General features: G+C 44.5%; 16 protein-coding genes. 14 read left to right on the forward strand and 2 right to left on the reverse strand.

The annotated features are described in order from the left end of the window. Positions 1-186 precede the first annotated feature (186 nt). Positions 187-2,376, forward strand: a complete 2,190-nt coding sequence (gene katG, locus J5X92_RS17025) for a catalase/peroxidase HPI (RefSeq protein WP_208806169.1) — start codon at positions 187-189, stop codon at positions 2,374-2,376. A 105-nt stretch (positions 2,377-2,481) separates the two neighbouring features. Here the strand turns inward: katG and ppc are convergent, their stop codons facing one another. Continuing rightward, on the reverse strand, positions 2,482-5,103 hold the full coding sequence (ppc, locus tag J5X92_RS17030; protein ID WP_208806170.1) for a phosphoenolpyruvate carboxylase: 2,622 nt from the start codon (positions 5,101-5,103) through the stop codon (positions 2,482-2,484). A gap of 233 nt (positions 5,104-5,336) precedes the next feature. Here ppc and J5X92_RS17035 point away from each other — a divergent pair, with 233 nt between their 5' ends. The 13 genes from J5X92_RS17035 (at position 5,337) to J5X92_RS17095 (ending at position 18,025) form a co-directional block, all read left to right on the forward strand. Next, complete coding sequence (locus J5X92_RS17035; RefSeq protein WP_013782588.1) at positions 5,337-5,957, forward strand: FKBP-type peptidyl-prolyl cis-trans isomerase; 621 nt, start codon at positions 5,337-5,339, stop codon at positions 5,955-5,957. A gap of 414 nt (positions 5,958-6,371) precedes the next feature. After that, positions 6,372-7,550: an enoyl-ACP reductase FabV gene (gene fabV, locus J5X92_RS17040; protein WP_013782589.1), complete on the forward strand. Its 1,179-nt coding sequence runs from the start codon at positions 6,372-6,374 to the stop codon at positions 7,548-7,550. A 475-nt stretch (positions 7,551-8,025) separates the two neighbouring features. Further along, positions 8,026-9,366, forward strand: a complete 1,341-nt coding sequence (locus J5X92_RS17045; protein WP_013782590.1) for a Na(+)-translocating NADH-quinone reductase subunit A — start codon at positions 8,026-8,028, stop codon at positions 9,364-9,366. 2 nt (positions 9,367-9,368) lie between these two features. Further along, positions 9,369-10,571 (forward strand): NADH:ubiquinone reductase (Na(+)-transporting) subunit B, encoded by a 1,203-nt coding sequence (locus J5X92_RS17050; RefSeq protein ID WP_126872857.1) that lies wholly within the window; start codon positions 9,369-9,371, stop codon positions 10,569-10,571. After that, complete coding sequence (locus tag J5X92_RS17055) at positions 10,561-11,325, forward strand: Na(+)-translocating NADH-quinone reductase subunit C (protein ID WP_126872856.1); 765 nt, start codon at positions 10,561-10,563, stop codon at positions 11,323-11,325. The genes J5X92_RS17050 and J5X92_RS17055 overlap by 11 nt, the downstream gene beginning before the upstream one ends. Positions 11,326-11,335: 10 nt before the next feature. After that, positions 11,336-11,968 carry an NADH:ubiquinone reductase (Na(+)-transporting) subunit D gene (locus J5X92_RS17060; protein ID WP_126872855.1) on the forward strand — a complete coding sequence of 211 codons (633 nt, stop codon included), beginning with the start codon at positions 11,336-11,338 and terminating at the stop codon, positions 11,966-11,968. 3 nt (positions 11,969-11,971) lie between these two features. Further along, on the forward strand, positions 11,972-12,580 hold the full coding sequence (nqrE, locus tag J5X92_RS17065; RefSeq protein WP_013782594.1) for an NADH:ubiquinone reductase (Na(+)-transporting) subunit E: 609 nt from the start codon (positions 11,972-11,974) through the stop codon (positions 12,578-12,580). Between the two features lie 20 nt (positions 12,581-12,600). Beyond that, entirely contained in the window at positions 12,601-13,833 is a 1,233-nt protein-coding gene (gene nqrF / locus J5X92_RS17070) for an NADH:ubiquinone reductase (Na(+)-transporting) subunit F (RefSeq protein WP_126872854.1), read from the forward strand. A 66-nt stretch (positions 13,834-13,899) separates the two neighbouring features. Beyond that, positions 13,900-14,931, forward strand: coding sequence for an FAD:protein FMN transferase (locus tag J5X92_RS17075; protein ID WP_126872853.1), 1,032 nt, complete (start codon positions 13,900-13,902; stop codon positions 14,929-14,931). A 10-nt stretch (positions 14,932-14,941) separates the two neighbouring features. Beyond that, on the forward strand, positions 14,942-15,175 hold the full coding sequence (nqrM, locus tag J5X92_RS17080; protein ID WP_126872852.1) for a (Na+)-NQR maturation NqrM: 234 nt from the start codon (positions 14,942-14,944) through the stop codon (positions 15,173-15,175). Between the two features lie 346 nt (positions 15,176-15,521). Then, positions 15,522-16,595, forward strand: a complete 1,074-nt coding sequence (gene dinB / locus J5X92_RS17085; protein WP_208806171.1) for a DNA polymerase IV — start codon at positions 15,522-15,524, stop codon at positions 16,593-16,595. Between the two features lie 225 nt (positions 16,596-16,820). Then, entirely contained in the window at positions 16,821-17,084 is a 264-nt protein-coding gene (locus J5X92_RS17090) for a DUF1653 domain-containing protein (RefSeq protein WP_208806172.1), read from the forward strand. Between the two features lie 65 nt (positions 17,085-17,149). Further along, positions 17,150-18,025 (forward strand): MBL fold metallo-hydrolase, encoded by an 876-nt coding sequence (locus tag J5X92_RS17095; protein WP_208806173.1) that lies wholly within the window; start codon positions 17,150-17,152, stop codon positions 18,023-18,025. Between the two features lie 97 nt (positions 18,026-18,122). Here the strand turns inward: J5X92_RS17095 and J5X92_RS17100 are convergent, their stop codons facing one another. Continuing rightward, positions 18,123-19,049: a sterol desaturase family protein gene (locus J5X92_RS17100; RefSeq protein WP_208806174.1), complete on the reverse strand. Its 927-nt coding sequence runs from the start codon at positions 19,047-19,049 to the stop codon at positions 18,123-18,125. Positions 19,050-19,085: the final 36 nt, after the last annotated feature.

The following is a 19,085-nucleotide window of genomic DNA, read 5'->3' on the forward strand; positions in this document are numbered from 1 at the left end:
GACGGATAGATTTATAAGGCCTTGTTTTCTCGACGTAAGGTTTAATTTTTTCTAATCGTTAAACCTATTCGTCCACATCTAAAAAACTGACTGTCTTAACTACAACCGAATAATTAGAATAAAGCTATACCAATTAATAGTTTTAATTGATGAAATCCTTTGTCGAACACCGAAGAGGTACAGTAAATGAGTAATGCAAAGCTAGGCGATGTAAATGATTCAGAAAGAAAGTGTCCCGTTATGCACGGTGGCCTTACAGCGACCGGCAGCACTAATATGGATTGGTGGCCTGAAGCACTAAATCTAGATATTTTGCATCAGCACGATACCAAAACAAATCCGATGGGCGACGACTTTGATTATCGCGAAGCCGTAAAGTCACTTGATTTCGATGAATTGAAAAAAGACATGATAGCGCTGATGACTGACTCTCAGTCTTGGTGGCCGGCCGATTGGGGACACTATGGTGGCCTAATGATCAGAATGTCGTGGCACGCCGCAGGTTCTTATCGTATTGCAGATGGTCGTGGTGGAGCATCTACGGGTAACCAACGTTTTGCGCCGCTAAATTCATGGCCGGATAACGTTAACCTTGATAAAGCGCGCCGCTTATTGTGGCCAATCAAGAAGAAATATGGCAACAAGCTTAGCTGGGCTGATCTTCTAGTATTTGCTGGTACCGTTGCTTATGAAAGCATGGGGCTTAAGACTTACGGCTTTGCGTTTGGTCGGGAAGACATTTGGCATCCTGAAAAGGACACTTACTGGGGCGCTGAGAAAGAATGGCTAGCTCCTAGCGATGAGCGTTACGACGACGTTGAAACCCCAGACACAATGGAAAATCCATTAGCGGCAGTGCAAATGGGGCTTATATACGTTAACCCTGAAGGGGTGAATGGTAAACCTGATCCGCTTAAAACAGCGCTTCATGTAAGAGAAACTTTTGCCCGTATGGCCATGAACGACGAAGAAACCGTTGCGCTAGCTGCTGGTGGACACACTGTCGGAAAGTGCCATGGTAACGGCAGCGCAGAGCGTTTAGGGCCAGATCCTGAAGGTGCTGATATTGTTGAGCAAGGTCTAGGCTGGATGAACCACGAAACTCGTAGTATCGGCCGTGATACAGTTTCAAGCGGCATTGAAGGAGCGTGGACAACTCATCCAACACAATGGGATAACGGTTACTTCGAATTGCTACTTAACTACGACTGGGAATTGAAAAAATCACCAGCGGGCGCAGAGCAATGGGAACCTATCGACATTAAAGAGGAACACAAGCCTGTTGATGTTGAAGACCCATCAAAACGTTATAACCCTATTATGACTGATGCAGATATGGCCATGAAAATGGACCCAATCTACCGTGAGATTTCTGAGAAGTTTTACAACAACCCAGACTACTTCAGTGAAGTATTTGCTAAAGCGTGGTTTAAGTTAACCCACAGAGATTTAGGGCCTAAAGTTCGTTACATCGGGCCGGAAGTACCTGAAGAAACGTTAATTTGGCAAGATCCTGTACCTGCAGGTAGTACGTCCTACGATGTGGATGCATTGAAAGCCAGTATCGCTGCGTCGGACCTTACCGTAAGCGAAATGGTATCGACTGCATGGGACAGTGCTAGAACCTTCCGTGGTTCAGATTTACGTGGTGGTGCAAATGGTGCTCGCATTCAGTTAGCGCCTCAGAAAGACTGGGAAGCGAACGAACCGGAAAAACTAGCTAAGGCGTTGTCGGTATTAAAACCCCTTGCAGAGTCTGCCGGTGCTAGTCTAGCTGATACCATCGTATTGGCCGGTAATGTAGGTGTAGAAAAAGCGATTGAAGCAGTTGGTTTCAGTGTAGATGTTCCGTTCACTGCTGGACGCGGAGACGCTACCGACGAAATGACCGATGCTGATTCATTTGAACCACTAGAGCCTAAGGCAGATGGTTTTAGAAACTACTTGCCTAAAGATTATGTGGTTAAGCCTGAAGAGTTGCTGTTAGATAAGGCCCAGCTTTTAGGGTTGACGGCGGCAGAAATGACAGTGCTGATAGGTGGTATGCGTGTCATAGGCACTAACTACGAAGGTACAAGTCACGGTGTTTTCACCGATAGTATAGGCTCACTTACAAACGATTTCTTTGTGAATATCACCGATATGAAGTACACATGGAAACCGACGAGTAGAAGTACTTACGGTATCGTAGACAGAGCTTCTGGCGAACAAGCGTTTTCGGCAACTCGTGTTGACTTGGTCTTCGGTTCGAACTCTATATTACGTTCTTACGCTGAGGTTTATGCGCAAGACGATAATAAAGAGAAGTTCGTTAAAGACTTTGTTAGTGCTTGGACTAAAGTGATGAATGCCGATCGCTTTGAATTACAGGCTTAATAATTAGTTTGTAATGTAATCTCACTAAAAAGCCCGCTTTAAGCGGGCTTTTTTATTTGTGCTATTTAATCAAATAGCATGATTATGTACCTATTAAGATAAGTATTAACCTGTATTACGCATGCCGGTCGCGATACCAGTAATAGTTACCATCATGGCGCGCTCCAAATCAGGATTATGTACATCATCACCCGCTTTACGAATTCGATCTAACAACTCGATTTGCAAATAATGAAGCGGCTGCAAATACGCAGCACGAATTTCCATCGATTCTTTCCCTAACGGGTCAGCTTTCATGATGTCGTTTTCGCCAGTGAGTTCAAGCAATGAAGCAATACTCTCTTTGAGTTCCTCTCGAAGAGCTGCTCCAAAATGCTTAAGCTCTTCTGGTACCAAGCGCTCATCGTAGGCTTCACTGATACGCGGGTCCGCTTTATGGAATACCATGTCCAGCATCGAAAGGCGTGAACGATAGAAAGGCCATTCAGCGAACATTTCGTTCACGACTTTTTCATTTTCGGCATTCTTCACGCTATCGATAGCGCGCATTACACCCAACCATGACGGCAAGACTAAGCGCGTTTGCGCCCATGCAAATATCCAAGGGATTGCACGAAGACTTTCAATACCACCTTGTGGTTTACGCTTAGAAGGTCGGCTGCCTAGCGGTAACTTACCAAGCTCTTGTTCAGGTGTCGCCACGCGGAAGTAGGGTACAAAATCTTCGTCATGACGCACAGTAGCACGGTAGTTGTCACGCCCTTGACCCGCCATAGTAGAGATCAACTCACGCCACTCTTCCTTTGGTGCCGGGGGTGGGAACAACATAGCTTCGATTATCGCGCTGGCATAAATGCCCAAGCTACGTTTAGCCAGTTTAGGCATACCAAACTTATAACGAATAGTTTCGCCCTGTTCAGTAACGCGGAATCCACCTTCCAATGAGCCAGGAGGCTGCGAGTAAATCGCTGCGTGGGCAGGTAAGCCGCCTCGGCCAATTGTACCGCCACGGCCGTGGAATAAAGTAAGCGAACAATTAAATTCTTCGGCAATAGCCACCAATGCCTCTTGAGATTGATACTGAGCCCAACCTGCCGCTAGCGCGCCGGCATCTTTGGCTGAATCTGAATAACCAATCATCACGAACTGACGGCCTTTCACATAGCCACGATACCAGTCGATAGAAAGCAATTTGCGCATAACACTTGGCGAGTTGTTTAAATCGTCTAGCGTTTCAAATAAAGGTGCTACAGGCATCGGCCAATCAACACCGCTTTCTTTAAGCAGCAATTGAACCGCAAGTACGTCTGATGGCTCACTTGCCATCGAAATAATGTAAATACCAAAGCCGTGTTTACTATGTTTAGCAATGACTTTACATGTCTCAAGTACTTCCTTCACATCGTCAGATGCGCCCCATTGTGCAGGGAATAGCGGGCGTTTCGAGCCAAGTTCACGTAGCAAGAAGGCTTGTTTATCTTCTTCGCTCCACTGAGAGTAATCACCCAGGCCAAGGTAACGGGTCAGTTCGCTAAATACATCGGCGTGACGTTCTGAATCTTGGCGCACATCTAAGCGAAGTAAGTGGATACCGAACACATGTGCACGGCGAATGGAATCTAGCAATAAGCCTTTAGCGACTACGTCCATACCGCAGTCTATAAGTGACTGGTGGCAAAGCAATAGTGCTTCTAACAGTTCGTCGTTGCTTTCAATCCAGTTAGACGTATCTGGGTTTTTACCTGCTAAATAACTAGCAATACCATCTCGGGTAGCGATAAAACGGTCAAGCAAGGGGCGAAGTAGAGCGCGGTAAGGTTCGTTCGCATCACCTACTTTTTCGCGCAATGCGTCATTGCAGTCGTACATAGACAACTCAACTTGCAAGCGGTCTAAATCTAATGCGAAAAGTTTCGCGGCACGTTTACGCGCTAACAATAGTACTTGCTCGGTAACTTTTGAGGTTACAAATGGGTTACCGTCGCGGTCACCGCCCATCCAAGAACTAAATTGTACCGGCGAAGCATCTAGCGGAAGCGACACACTGTAATCTTCCTGTAGGCGGCCATCTAGCTCGCGCAAGAAATCAGGAACGGCTTCCCACAGTGAGTTTTCAATAACTGAAAATCCCCAGCGAGCTTCATCTACAGGGGTAGGGCGTACAGAGCGAATTTCTTCTGTATGCCAAGCCTGACTAATTAAATCAGCAACACGGGTTTCAACTTTACTTCTGTCTGCGCCAGTTAGCGATTCTTGATGAACCTCTTGCAAGCAGTCTGCTAGTTCTTTGTGTTTATGAATAAGAGTACGACGGGTTACTTCAGTCGGGTGGGCCGTTAACACTAAATCGATGTTTAACTTGCCCACAGCTTCTTGCACTTTATCAGCCGTGAGTTCGGCTTTGTCTAGATGCTTAAACAGTGCATCAATAGACGCGTCAACGTTCATTGCGCTGTTATATTCCTGCTCAGCAATATTTCCTAGATTTAGAAACTGTGCGAAAGCACGACCCACCGTCAGCAAGTCGCTGTCGGTCATCGTTTTGAAAGTTTCTTTCAGTTCGTCACTGCAATTCGTGTCGCCCTGATAAGACGCTCGGCCGTCTTTTCGAATCTTCTCAATGCGATCAAGCCATTCTTGGCCTAATTGGTTTTTGATGGTTTCACCTAGCGTTTTGCCAAGGTATCTAACTGTATCTTTTAGTTCAGCATCGTAATGAGTGTGCATGCTATCCTCCCAATTATATGGCCTTCACCATACTAAGTACTTAACAAGTTGTAAAACCACTTTGCGTTATAATTTACAATAAATCGTTCCATTTGCACCTATCTATTTAATGCTCAAAGCAAGATAAATTCTGGTGTGCTACACTCTGGCACCGGAAAATGCAGAAACATATTCGTGAAACGCGGTTTGTTTGAAATTTGTACTGCATTTGTAATTTAATTTCAGGAGTTCTTGTGACTGATACATTCAACACAGTAGAAACCCAAGCAAGTTACGGCATTGGTTTTCAAATGGGTCAACAATTGCAATCTAATCCTTTCGAAGGTATGGCGATTGACGCAGTAGTGGCAGGTTTAAAAGATGCTTTCGCGGGTCAAGCTCCGCAGGTTGATAACGACGCACTACGTGATGCATTCGGCGAAATCCATAAGCGTATGCAAGCTGAGAAAGAAGAAGCAAGCAAGGCGGTTATCGAAGAAGGCGTTAAGTTCCTTGAAGAAAACGCAAAGCGTGAAGAAGTTCAAGTGACTGAGTCTGGCTTACAATACGAAGTATTGGCTGAAGGCGATGGCGAAACGCCAACTGCAGATAGCACGGTTCGTGTTCATTACCACGGCACACTTACTTCAGGTGACGTTTTTGACAGCTCTTACGATCGTGGTCAACCGGCTGAATTCCCAGTTGGCGGCGTGATCAGAGGCTGGACTGAAGCACTACAGCTTATGAAAGTTGGTGCTAAGCTGCGTTTATACGTACCACACGATCTTGCGTACGGTGAGCAAGGTGCTGGTGCAGCAATCGCACCTTACAGCACGTTAATTTTTGATGTTGAATTACTTGATATCTTAGGTTAATTCACTCAAAAAGGTGAGCTCTTGTGGGGGCTCACCTTTTTATTCATGTGTAGTCATGATTCGTTCCACTTTATATTTAACGCCACATTTCATACTTCACTTTCCTGTCTCTGCCTTTTCCTGTCTCTGCCTTACTTATTTTCAGTTCGTAATATAGTTTGAACTCTCGCTTTTTCATTTGCTTCTAGCGCAATAGTCGCTCATCATTTTTGTTTTCGTATACATTACATAGCGTTCCAAGATATTCTTTCGATATAGACTTTAAAAACCGCTTTCGAACTTCGCTACCCGTTTGTACATGTGTATCTTTTTGATGAATAGGGTGTTCGGTGCTTAGTTAGTGTCATCTGCTCCGAGTTGTTATAAGCCCTTGCACGTTTACAATAGGCGCACGCATAAAAAAGGAAAATGATTATGGTTATCAAGCCTAAAGTGAGAGGCTTTATCTGCACAAACGCACATCCTGTGGGTTGTGCAAAGTCAGTAGAACAACAAATTGCCTATATTGAAGAGAAAGGCAACTTAGGTGATGGCCCTAAAAACGTGCTAGTGATTGGTAGCTCAACCGGTTACGGATTGGCATCGCGTATTACTTCTGCATTTGGTTATGGTGCAAAAACCCTTGGCGTTTGCTTCGAAAAAGCGCCTTCAGAACGTAAAACTGGCACAGCAGGTTGGTACAATACTGCAGCCTTCCATCAGCAGGCAGCTAAAAAAGGGCTTTATGCTGAAACTATTAACGGTGATGCGTTTTCAGATGAAATTAAAGCGCAAACAATCGATAAGATTAAAGCCAATATGGGCAAGGTCGACCTTGTGATTTATAGCTTGGCATCACCGCGCAGAACCGATCCAGATACGGGCGTGGTCTATAAATCTACGCTTAAACCTGTGGGGCGTGAGTACACCACCAAAACGTACGATACCGACAAAGATAAAGTGCATGATGTTACGCTAGAGGCGGCAAATGACGACGAAATCTTAAACACCATTAAAGTCATGGGCGGAGAAGATTGGGAGCGCTGGATGGATCATCTAGCAGAGGCTGGCGTACTTGCTGAAGGTTGCAAGACCACGGCGTACACCTATATCGGCAAAGCACTAACGTGGCCCATCTATGGTCAAGCGACCATCGGAAAAGCAAAAGAAGACTTAGACAGAGCTGCCGCGGCTATCATTGGCAAAAATACCGAATTACTCGTTGAAGCGAATGTAAGTTCGTTGAAAGCCTTGGTCACACAAGCCAGTTCTGCCATTCCGGTTATGCCGCTTTATATCTCGTTAATGCAGGAAGTGATGAAGCGCGACGGGACCCATGAGGGCTGTATTGAACAAATACATGGGTTGTTCTCAACTTGCCTATTTGGTGATACACCCACATTAGATGAGGCAAACCGCTATCGCATGGACGGCATTGAAACCAATGACGTTACGCAAGCTAAAATTCAAGCCTTGTGGGACAAAGTGACCCAAGAGAACTTTCATGAACTAAGCGATTACGCTGGTTATCACCACGAATTCTTAAAACTGTTTGGTTTTGATGTTGAAGGTGTTGATTACGAACAGGATATTGACCCGCTCGTGAAATGGTAGAGGTTTACTATACTTAAATAAGCCTAATATTGAGTAGAGCCGTCGAATAGACGGCTTTTTCGTTGTTTACTTACCACTTAAACGTAAATGGGGTTTACATTAAATTATAGAAAAGTTGCTCTTTATCTATGATTTGCGTGGCACAAACCGCTCGGTTAATGCTAAAATCCCGAAATTAAGTAGGGGTCTATTCTACTTCTACTCAACAACAGCGTTAATTGCAGTAATACAACAACAAAAATAAGTGTAAATTTTCACTGTTGGTCTATAAAAGAAAAGGCGTATAACGTCGCTTATACATTTGGAATGTAAGTTACGGCTTCATAACAGGCTGACCGTAACAGTAAGTAAATTCCGTCAATCTAAATATTAAAGGTGTTCTACACCTTAACAATAGTACGCTTTTGCATGCTGATAAGCAGGATTGTCTGCGGTCATGCAAAAGAGTATTTCTATTAGAGTAGTGCGATTACATATGATAAAAATCAAGAAAGGTCTCGACCTCCCAATAGAGGGAGCGCCGAAGCAGGAGATCGCTGAAGGGTCTGCTGTTTCACGCGTTGCCATTCTGGGAGAAGAATATGTGGGTATGCGTCCTACCATGCACGTCCAAGTTGGCGATGTAGTGAAAAAAGGCCAGATGCTTTTTGAAGACAAAAAGAATCCTGGCGTTAAGTTCACTGCTCCAGCTGCGGGTGAAGTGGTAGAGGTAAACCGTGGTGCAAGGCGTGTATTGCAATCAGTAGTGGTTAAGGTTAATGGCAGTGATGCTGTTAGCTTTGATAAAATTGCTGCAGACAAAATCGCGAGTACTGAGCGGGAGCAACTCCAATCAATCCTAGTTGAGTCAGGTATGTGGACAGCGTTACGTACGCGTCCATTTAGCAAATCTCCAGCCCTTGACTCGGTACCAAATTCAATCTTTGTTACAGCAATGGACACCAATCCGCTAGCCGCGGACCCAGCGGTGATTATTGCTGAGCGCAACGATGACTTCGTAAACGGCTTAAAAGCGTTAACGCAGTTAAGTGGCGGCAAAGTTTACGTTTGTAAAGCTCCAGGCTCATCAGTAGCCACTGGCGATGCCGCAGTAGACGTAGAAGAATTCGGAGGACCACACCCAGCCGGCTTAGCAGGTACACATATCCATTATTTGGATTCTGCTGGTTTGAATAAAACGGTTTGGCACATTAGCTACCAAGATGTAATGGCCTTTGGCGCGTTGCTTACTACGGGTGAGCTAGATGCCCGTCGTGTTATTGCTATTGGTGGTCCATCTGCTAAAAATCCTCGTCTAGTTCGTACCACTATCGGTGCTGATTTAGAAGAGTTGCTAGCAAACGAACAACAAGACGGTGACGTACGTGTGGTTTCAGGTTCTGTATTAAACGGCGTAACCGCACAAGGTGTTCACGGCTTCCTAGGTCGTTTCCACACCCAAGTATCACTGCTTAAAGAAGGTCGCGAGAAGAAATTCCTTGGTTGGATCACGCCTGGTTCAGACAAGCATTCCGTCACGCGCGCTTATCTTGGTCACTTAGGTGGCAGCAAGAAGTTTGATATGACAACAACAACCAATGGCTCTGAGCGCTCTATGGTGCCAATTGGTAATTACGAACGCGTTATGCCCCTAGATATCATCCCTACGCTTTTGCTTAGAGATCTGATTTCTGGTGATTGTGACAGTGCTCAGACATTGGGTTGTTTAGAGTTGGACGAAGAAGATTTGGCATTGTGTACCTATGTATGCCCTGGCAAATACAACTACGGCCCGATTTTACGCGACTGTTTGACCACGATTGAGAAAGAGGGTTAGTCATGGGTTTAAAAGCGTATTTAGAAAAGATTGAACCAAATTTTGAGCCAGGTGGAAAGCACGAAAAATGGTATGCACTGTATGAAGCAGCGGCAACAATTTTCTACACTCCTGGTAAAGTAAATAAAGCTAACACGCACGTGCGTGACAGCATCGACCTTAAACGCATCATGATTTTGGTGTGGTTAGCAACATTCCCAGCAATGTTCTTCGGTATGTATAACATTGGTTTCCAAGCGCAAGAAGCTATTGCCGCTGGTGCCGGTACACTGCCTGACACATGGCAAGCAGGGTTATTCACTGCCTTAGGTGGAGACTTAGCAAACTCAGGTTTGTTAGGGCTATTCTTCTATGGTGCCTGCTTCTGGTTACCTATCTATGCAGTTACCTTTATTGTTGGTGGCTTCTGGGAAGTACTATTTGCTTCTGTACGTAAGCACGAAGTTAACGAAGGTTTCTTCGTAACCTCGGTACTTTTCGCATTAACGTTACCAGCAACTATCCCGCTTTGGCAGGTTGCATTAGGTATTACCTTTGGTGTGGTTATCGCTAAAGAAGTCTTCGGCGGAACTGGCCGTAACTTCCTTAACCCTGCATTGTCTGGTCGTGCGTTCTTATACTTCGCCTATCCTGCACAAATCTCTGGTGACCAAGTTTGGGTTGCTGCTGATGGGTACTCAGGTGCAACATCATTAAGCCAAGCGGCTTCAGGCGCACTTGATTACGCTAATATGGACCTTTGGTTTGACAGCTTCTTCGGAACTATCGCAGGTTCTGCGGGTGAAGTTTCTGCATTAGCTATCTTAATTGGTGGCTTGTTCATTATGTACATGCGTATTGCAAGCTGGCGAATTGTTGCTGGTGTAGCAATTGGGGTAGCCGTGTTTGCCACCTTGCTGAATATGATTGGTAGTGATACCAACTACATGTTTGCTATGCCTGCACATTGGCACTTTGTTATTGGTGGTCTTGCCTTTGGTATGTTCTTTATGGCCACAGACCCTGTGTCTGCATCGTTTACCAACCAAGGTAAGTGGGCATACGGTATTTTCATCGGCTTTATGACAGTACTTGTACGTGTGCTAAACCCAGCCTTCCCAGAAGGTGTAATGTTGGCCATTCTTTTTGCCAACCTTTGGGCGCCACTGTTCGACTATTTCGTCGCACAAAGTAATATCAAGCGGAGGGTAGCTCGTGTCGGCTAAAAAAGAATCTTTAGGAAAAACGATTGGCGTTGTAGTTGCCGTTTGTCTTGTGTGTTCAATTGTTGTATCTGGCGCAGCTGTAGGCTTGCGCTCATTACAACAAACTAATGCGTCGCTTGATAAAAAGAGCAACATTTTGAACGCAGCAGGGCTTTACGAAGCAGGCATGACAGGTAAAACAATCGAAAGTACATATAGCGAAAAGATTGAATCTCGCTATGTTGATTTGGAAAGCGGTGAGTTTGTAGAAGCACCAGAACCAGATTACGATATGTATAAAGCCGCTAAGCAAACTGAGTACAGCACAAAAGTGACTAGCAGCAACGTTGGCTTCCAACGTCGCCCTAATGTTGCCAGTGTTTATTTGGTACGTGACGAAGCTGGCGATGTATCTCGCATTATCTTACCCGTTCACGGTAGTGGTTTGTGGGATCTTATGTACGGTTTTCTTGCCCTTGACGCCGATGGCGAAACAGTTCGTGAGTTGATTTACTATCAACAAAAAGAAACACCAGGACTTGGTGGCGAAGTGCAAAACCCAGCGTGGCAGGACAAATGGGATGGAAAGAAACTATTTGAAGATGGCGAAGTGGCTATCCGCGTAGTTAAAAATGCAAACCCAAGCAATCCACACACTATTGATGCGCTTTCAGGTGCTACCCTAACCAGTAAAGGTGTTGAAAACACGATTCAATACTGGGTAGGCGAGCAAGGCTTCGGCCAGTTCCTGAAGACTCAGGCATGGCGTTCATAAGGGGAGTCTCATGGCAGATACTAAAGAAATGAAAAAGGCCCTCTTTGGGCCAATTATGGACAACAACCCTATCGCCTTACAGGTTCTGGGTATTTGTTCAGCACTGGCTATTACCACTAAGCTAGAAACAGCCTTGGTAATGTCTTTAGCGCTAACCACGGTTGTAGCGTTTTCGAACTTGTTTATTTCAATGATTCGTAACCAGATACCATCAAGCGTTCGTATTATCATCCAAATGACTATCATCGCGTCGTTGGTAATCGTAGTTGACCAAATATTGAAGGCTTATTCGTACGAAATTTCGAAGCAGCTGTCGGTATTCGTTGGTTTGATTATTACTAACTGTATCGTAATGGGTCGTGCTGAAGCCTATGCAATGAAGAGCCCACCTCTGATGAGCTTTTTAGATGGTATTGGTAACGGTTTAGGTTACTCATTTGTACTTATTGTTATTGGTACAATTAAAGAGCTATTCGGTTTCGGTACTATTCTGAACTTCGAAATTCTTCCACTAGTTCAAAACGGTGGTTGGTATCAGGGTAATGGTTTGTTAATCCTACCATTTAGCTCATTCTTCTTAATCGGCGGTATGATTTGGGTTATCCGTACCCTTCGTCCCGAGCAAGTAGAGCCTAAGGAGTAAGTCATGGAACATTATTTGTCGTTATTTGTTCGCTCAATTTTTGTTGAGAACATGGCGTTATCACTTTTCTTAGGTATGTGTACCTTCTTGGCGGTATCGAAGAAAGTTAAAACTGCTATGGGTCTTGGTGTTGCGGTAATCGTAGTACTGGGTATTTCTGTACCGGTTAACCAAATCATTTATGTGAACATCCTTGCACCAGGTGCACTAGCGTGGGCTGGTTTCCCTGATGCAGATTTAAGCTTCCTGAATTTCTTAACCTTTATCGGCGTTATCGCGGCATTGGTTCAAATTTTGGAAATGAGCTTAGATAAGTTTTTCCCTGCGCTTTATAACGCGCTTGGTATTTTCCTTCCGCTAATTACGGTTAACTGCGCTATCTTCGGTGGTGTGGCATTCGCGGTACAACGTGAATACAACTTGACCGAAAGTGTCGTTTACGGCGTAGGAAGTGGTATGGGTTGGGCAATCGCAATTGTGCTTTTGGCCGCTGTACGTGAAAAGCTTAAATATGCCGATATGCCTGATGGTATTCGTGGTCTGGGCTCTGTGTTCATGATTGCGGGTCTTATGGCACTTGGCTTCCAGTCATTCACTGGTATTCAGCTGTAATCGAGCTCGGGAGCATATAAATGAATCAAGTAGAAATTTTCCTAGGCGTCGGCATGTTTATTGCCATTGTATTGGCGCTAGTATTTATCATCATGTTTGCTAAGTCGAAGCTGGTACCTAGCGGTGATGTAACTATCACCATTAATGGCGACCCAGACAAAGCAATTAAAACTGAGCCAGGCGGCAAGCTTCTTGGCGCACTAGCAGATGCAGGATACTTCGTATCTTCAGCATGTGGTGGCGGTGGTTCATGTGGCCAGTGCCGTGTAGACGTGCATTCAGGTGGTGGTGAAATTCTTCCAACTGAACTTGATCACATCACTAAAGGTGAAGCCCGTGAAGGCTGTCGTTTGTCATGTCAGGTTGCGATTAAGCAAGACATGGAAATCGAACTTGAAGAGTCAGTATTTGGTGTTAAAAAGTGGGATTGTGAAGTTATTTCTAACGACAACAAAGCCACCTTCATCAAAGAACTTAAGCTTCAAATTCCTAACGGTGAAAGCGTACCTTTCCGTGCTGGTGGTTACATTCAAATTGAAGCCCCTGCGCATCATGTTAAGTACAAAGAGTTTGAAATCCCTGATGAGTATCGTGGTGATTGGGAACGCTTTGGTTTCTTCGATATCGAATCTAAGGTAGATGAAGAAACTATTCGTGCTTACTCAATGGCTAACTACCCAGAAGAAGAAGGCATTATTATGTTGAACGTGCGTATTGCTACGCCGCCACCTAATAACCTAAGTCTACCTGCTGGTAAAATGTCATCGTACATCTGGAGCCTTAAAGAAGGCGACAAAGCCACTATTTCTGGTCCATTCGGTGAATTCTTTGCAAAAGAAACTGAAAACGAAATGGTATTCGTCGGTGGTGGAGCTGGTATGGCGCCAATGCGTTCTCATATCTTCGACCAACTTCGTCGCTTAAAAACAGATCGTAAGATGAGCTTCTGGTACGGTGCACGTTCACTTCGTGAAATGTTCTATACAGAAGACTTCGATGAGTTAGCTGCAGAAAACGATAACTTCAAATGGCATGTAGCCCTTTCAGATCCTCAGCCTGAGGACAACTGGGAAGGTTATACTGGGTTCATTCACCAAGTTCTTCTTGAGAACTATTTGAAAGACCACCCTGCGCCAGAAGATTGTGAGTTCTACATGTGTGGACCACCTATGATGAACGCAGCCGTTATCAACATGTTGAAAGAACTAGGTGTTGAAGACGAAAATATAATGCTTGATGACTTCGGTGGTTAATCCGAAATCCATTAGGTAAGAAAGGGGGCGAGAGCCCCCTTTTTGTTTAGTTAAAGGACCATAAACGTGATTCGATTTTTTGCACGTATAGCGTTAGCTATTATCGCTATCAGTATTCTAATGATAGCAAGTTGCAGCGACAAACCGCTTGCAGTAGCGCATCTGCAAGGCCAAACCATGGGCACGACTTATAATGTTAAGTATGTGCTTGCGGAAGGTGAAAAAGAAGTTGAAGGCTTGCAGGAAGAGATTGATGCAAAGCTAGTTAATATTAATAAATTGATGTCTACCTACGACACAACATCTGAGTTATCTCGATTTAACCAATATCGTTATTCTGATAACTTCGAGGTGTCTAAAGAGACACTAACGGTAGTTAACGAAGCACTCCGGTTGGCTCGTTTGAGTGACGGCGTGCTAGATGTTACGGTAGGCCCCTTGGTCAATTTGTGGGGGTTCGGTCCGAATAAACGCCCTGAAAAAGTGCCAACCCAAGCCGATATCGATGCAGTACGAGATTATGTAGGCTATGAGAAATTATCTACAACGCCAACCGGTCTTATGAAGGCAAATCCTATGCTTTACGTTGATTTATCAACGATTGCTAAAGGTTATGGTGTTGATGAAGTGGCAGCGATTTTAGATGCTCATCACTTACAACATTACCTTGTAGAGATTGGCGGTGAAATGCGGGTTAAAGGCGAACGCGGCGATGGCAGTGAATGGCTAATTGCGATTGAAAAGCCGGTTACGACAGAACGCGCGGTCCAAAAAGTGGTGTCTATTGGTACTAATGCTATAGCGACTTCGGGCGATTACCGTAACTATTACGAAGAAGACGGTAAACGCTACTCTCATTTGATTGATCCGAATACCGGCTCGCCGATAACCCATGATTTGGTATCGGTTACGGTAGTAAACCCATCTTCAATGATTGCTGATGGCTTAGCCACAGCGTTCAATGTTATGGGGTGGCAACGTGCAATCGACCTTGCAGAGCAAGAACAACTTGCTGTATTCCTCATTCGTCGCACGGCAGACGGATTTGAAGAGTATGCCACGCCAGAATTTGATAAACTGGTAGAAGTAAATAATTAAGGAGTAGGCTATGTCTACGTTTATTTTAGCATTCGGTTTCTTCCTCACTATGGTACTCGCCATGGCTGTTGGCTACGTGGTGCAGCGCAAAACTATCTCAGGTAGTTGCGGTGGATTAGGCGCATTAGGTATCGCGAAAGCATGTGATTGCCCAGAGCCTTGCGACCGCAAAAAGTCTCGTATGGAAAAAGAAGAAGCGAGAGAAAAGAAATTGAATGAATGGAAACAGAATCAGATCCTTTAATCTGATGGTGTAGTTAACCTGGTGATGTCAGTGGGCGCTAATAAATAGAGCCTTTCATACCAAGGACTTGCAAGATGTTGAAATTCACTACACTGTAATAACCGTTCATAGATAAAAGCGCGATAGGCGGTAAGCTTACCGCGCTTTTTTTATCTAAAACGATACGCCTATTTTGCCCGTTCATTCATAGTTAGCGCAAAGTAGTTACTTACTATCATCGTATATAGTGGTAAGCGTTACTGATATGTTCTAGAATACTGTTTTTACATACAGCCTTTTTTTAAAGGCTTGTATACTAGAGCTAGCCACTTAGGGGCGGCTTAGGGGCAGTTTGGGAGCATACAACATGCGAAAAATCATCCATGTAGATATGGACTGCTTTTATGCTGCGGTTGAAATGCGTGACAACCCTGCGTTACGTAATATCCCAATTGCCATTGGTGGAAGCTCCCAACATCGAGGGGTTATTTCTACCTGTAATTATCCTGCCCGTAAATATGGTGTTCGTTCCGCCATGGCTACCGCTTACGCATTTAAGCTTTGCCCGAACCTTACCTTAGTGAAAGGGCGCATGGAGGCTTACGTAAAAGAGTCCCAAAGAATTCGCGAAATATTTGCCGACTATACCGATTTGATCGAACCTCTTTCGTTAGATGAAGCTTACCTCGATGTCACTAATAGCCAATATTGCGGTGGCAGTGCTACGTTAATAGCAGAAGAAATTAGAAGTCGAATAGAGTCAGAGCTGGGGTTAACCGCATCGGCAGGTGTAGCGCCCTGTAAGTTCGTAGCAAAAGTGGCCAGCGATGAAAATAAGCCGAATGGTATTTGCGTCATTACCCCTGATAAATTAGATAGTTTTGTAAGGGCCATGCCTCTTAAAAAAATTCCAGGGGTCGGTAAGGTGACAATGCAAAAGCTACAACGATTAGGCTTAGCCACCTGTAACGATGTGCGCAGTTACCCGTTTGAGCGCATACAAAAAGAATTAGGTAAATTTGGCGCGGTATTATGGGAGCGTGCACATGGTATTGATGATCGAGAACTATCAGTATCAAGAGAGCGTAAGTCTATAGGCGTAGAGCGCACGCTAAGCAACGATATTCACTCATTAGAAGAATGTCGCGACTTTATGCCTCACTTACTAGAAAAGCTTCAGGAACGCATACAGGCGCATGAAAAGCGCACAGGCAAACCTGTTCGTATTCGCACTCAAGGGGTGAAACTTAAATTTCAAGACTTCCAGCTAACCACGGTTGAGCATCGATGCCCTTCGTTAAATGCGCATTACTTTGATACCCTACTACAAGAAGCTTACGAGCGCGCTAAAGGCCGTGGTATACGCTTAGTTGGTCTGCACATTGGTCTTGGTGAGGCACAAACCATACATCAACTCCCTTTACCCCTAGAGGGTGAGTAGATAGGTGATTAGAAAGGTGAGTTGTAAAGTGCGAGATAGGTGAGTACCTAGATGAGTAGATAGATGAGTACCTAGATGAGTAGATAGATGAGTACCTAGATGAGTAGATAGCCGAGTAGATAAGTGAATAACTCCAAAGTTGAGCAACCTTATCAGACGCTTTATGAACAGAGCCCGAATTCTACCGTATTCAAATTAACAAAAAAGTGAAAAGCAGGAGCTATCATGACTACCCCAGAACCTAAAGCCCAAGAGCTCAAAACCCCAGGTCGATACCGCCATTATAAAGGCAGTGATTACGACGTTTACGAAGTGGCGACACATTCAGAAGACGAGTCTTCCCTAGTGGTATATCGCCCATGTTATGGCGAAAAAGCCCTGTGGGTACGCCCATTAAGTATGTTTCAAGAAGAGGTGGTGGTAGAAGGTAAGTCTGTCCCTCGATTTGCTTATATTGGTGAGATCCCACACGATGAAAAAATGATCTGAACCACAAACTAGGTCATAGTGTATTTAAATCTATCCAATAATAAGCACTCTTTAAGGGAACCCTAATGACGCACAAATTTACCCGAAGTTTTCTACTTGCTGCAAGTTTAGTATCGACCACCTTCATTCCAGCCGCTTTTTCGCAAGACCGTTTCGAAAAGGTTGAAATAGAGGCAACAGCACTTAAAGGCTCAGTGCATATGTTGACGGGGATGGGCGGTAATATCGGCGTTTCTGCGGGTGACGATGGCATTCTAATTATTGACGATCAATTCGCCCCTTTAGCTGAAAAAATTGCGACGGCACTTGGCGAGCTCGGTAGCGATAAGCCCAAGTATGTGATCAACACCCATTACCACGACGACCATACGGGCTCAAATGCATTTTTCCACAGCCACAAAGGCGCGACTATTCTAGCCCACGATAATGTGCGCGTTAGATTAGCCAACGATGAAAAAGTATCGCCAGATGCGCTACCAGCTATCACTTATGAAAACGGCATTAAGTTACATTTTAACGGTGAAACCATTCACATTATGCACCTTGAGTCAGGGCACACCGATGGCGATAGCATAGTATGGTTTGAACAGCCGGATATCATGCACACGGGTGATTTATTCTTTAATGGGTTATTCCCATTCATCGACTTAAATTCTGGCGGTAGTGTTAAAGGCTACATAGAATCAGTCAAACAAGTGTTGGCTAAAATAAATGACGATACTGTGCTCATTCCTGGTCATGGAGAACTTAGTAACAAAGCTGAATACACTACCTTTCTTGCCATGATTGAAGAAACTTTTGCCTTTGTAAAAGCGCAGAAAGCAAAAGACATGAGCCTTGAAGCAATTACTGAAGCAGGGCTCGATAGTAAATGGGACAAGTGGGCATGGAGCTTCATCTCTGAAGAGAAGTGGATTGCAACACTTTACGAAGAAGCTTAAGCAGGCCTGTAAGTGAGCATCTACCCAAAGCTCCCGAGTAAGCACAACTAAAAACCGTAAGGAGCAGTTGTGATACTGCTCCTACATCAGCCCCTTTTCATATGGCTGGGTCAGGTTTATTCACCGTAGGCTCTGATATCAATACTCCCTCGGAATCTGCTTTGCCCTTAGGGCTAGATGACGGCTTGTTAGTCGTTTCCTCAGCTGAGTTGTTAGCCGATTTAGGTTTTCGCGGCGTTTTGTATAGCGGCCATACAAGTTGCTCTACCCAATTAGCGTAAAACATCCCTTCAATACCATATTGAGCTGGGTATTTTCGCGTAATTTTGGCCGTTCCAAACAACACGTCCCAGAAAAATAATAGATTTCCGTAATTACCTTTATAGTTAGTTACGCCATCATCCGCTTTTAAGCCATGATGGGCACTGTGAGTAGATGGCGTGGACATAGTCCTTTCAAGAATCCAAGCAAGCTTGTTAAGAAACGGTGTTTGGTACAAAAATCTGTCCCATTTCCATTCGGCATGCGCACCGGTAATCACACTTAGCTTAACCACAAGATAGAACGCATAGGTCCAGCCTAACCCTAAATAGATGAGCGCGCCTGAAAACCACAGCGATGGCATCAACAAGTAATAGAACACGTTATTGCGATAGATAATGCGCACGCTCATGTACTTGCCGTTGTGATGGGCACGGTGCAGGTTGTATAGGAAACGTGTGGAGTGAGACAGGCGGTGCCACCAATACTGCATCATGTCATCAAATATTAGTAGCAATGCAATATGAAGAAAAATAGATGAGTTGCTTAATGCTCCTTGATACTGAGGTACAACTAACAGCATCAATGCACCTGCGCTAAACAGCACTAATGGCTGCGTAACGACAAATAGTACGAGAGTGCCAATGAGTTCGACTTTTCCATCATCGCTTACTTCTGCGCTTTTCTTAAAAAGCTTACCTTGCTTTGCTTCCAGTAACGCAAATAATAGAAAAATTCCGATGATCGCAATTTGATAGTTCATAATTACCTCCACTTATTGCAGTAAAGTTAACACCCC

Origin of the sequence: Alteromonas sp. K632G (genome assembly GCF_017653625.1) — a bacterium.
Taxonomy (GTDB): domain Bacteria; phylum Pseudomonadota; class Gammaproteobacteria; order Enterobacterales; family Alteromonadaceae; genus Alteromonas; species Alteromonas naphthalenivorans.

What these genes read in the sequence shown, in the direction of transcription:
- katG (WP_208806169.1), top strand. Translation starts at nt 187, where the DNA reads ATGAGTAATGCAAAGCTAGGCGATGTAAATGATTCAGAAAGAAAGTGT.
- ppc (WP_208806170.1), bottom strand. Translation starts at nt 5,103, where the DNA reads ATGCACACTCATTACGATGCTGAACTAAAAGATACAGTTAGATACCTT.
- fabV (WP_013782589.1), top strand. Translation starts at nt 6,372, where the DNA reads ATGGTTATCAAGCCTAAAGTGAGAGGCTTTATCTGCACAAACGCACAT.
- J5X92_RS17045 (WP_013782590.1), top strand. Translation starts at nt 8,026, where the DNA reads ATGATAAAAATCAAGAAAGGTCTCGACCTCCCAATAGAGGGAGCGCCG.
- J5X92_RS17050 (WP_126872857.1), top strand. Translation starts at nt 9,369, where the DNA reads ATGGGTTTAAAAGCGTATTTAGAAAAGATTGAACCAAATTTTGAGCCA.
- J5X92_RS17060 (WP_126872855.1), top strand. Translation starts at nt 11,336, where the DNA reads ATGGCAGATACTAAAGAAATGAAAAAGGCCCTCTTTGGGCCAATTATG.
- nqrE (WP_013782594.1), top strand. Translation starts at nt 11,972, where the DNA reads ATGGAACATTATTTGTCGTTATTTGTTCGCTCAATTTTTGTTGAGAAC.
- nqrF (WP_126872854.1), top strand. Translation starts at nt 12,601, where the DNA reads ATGAATCAAGTAGAAATTTTCCTAGGCGTCGGCATGTTTATTGCCATT.
- nqrM (WP_126872852.1), top strand. Translation starts at nt 14,942, where the DNA reads ATGTCTACGTTTATTTTAGCATTCGGTTTCTTCCTCACTATGGTACTC.
- dinB (WP_208806171.1), top strand. Translation starts at nt 15,522, where the DNA reads ATGCGAAAAATCATCCATGTAGATATGGACTGCTTTTATGCTGCGGTT.
- J5X92_RS17090 (WP_208806172.1), top strand. Translation starts at nt 16,821, where the DNA reads ATGACTACCCCAGAACCTAAAGCCCAAGAGCTCAAAACCCCAGGTCGA.
- J5X92_RS17095 (WP_208806173.1), top strand. Translation starts at nt 17,150, where the DNA reads ATGACGCACAAATTTACCCGAAGTTTTCTACTTGCTGCAAGTTTAGTA.
- J5X92_RS17100 (WP_208806174.1), bottom strand. Translation starts at nt 19,049, where the DNA reads ATGAACTATCAAATTGCGATCATCGGAATTTTTCTATTATTTGCGTTA.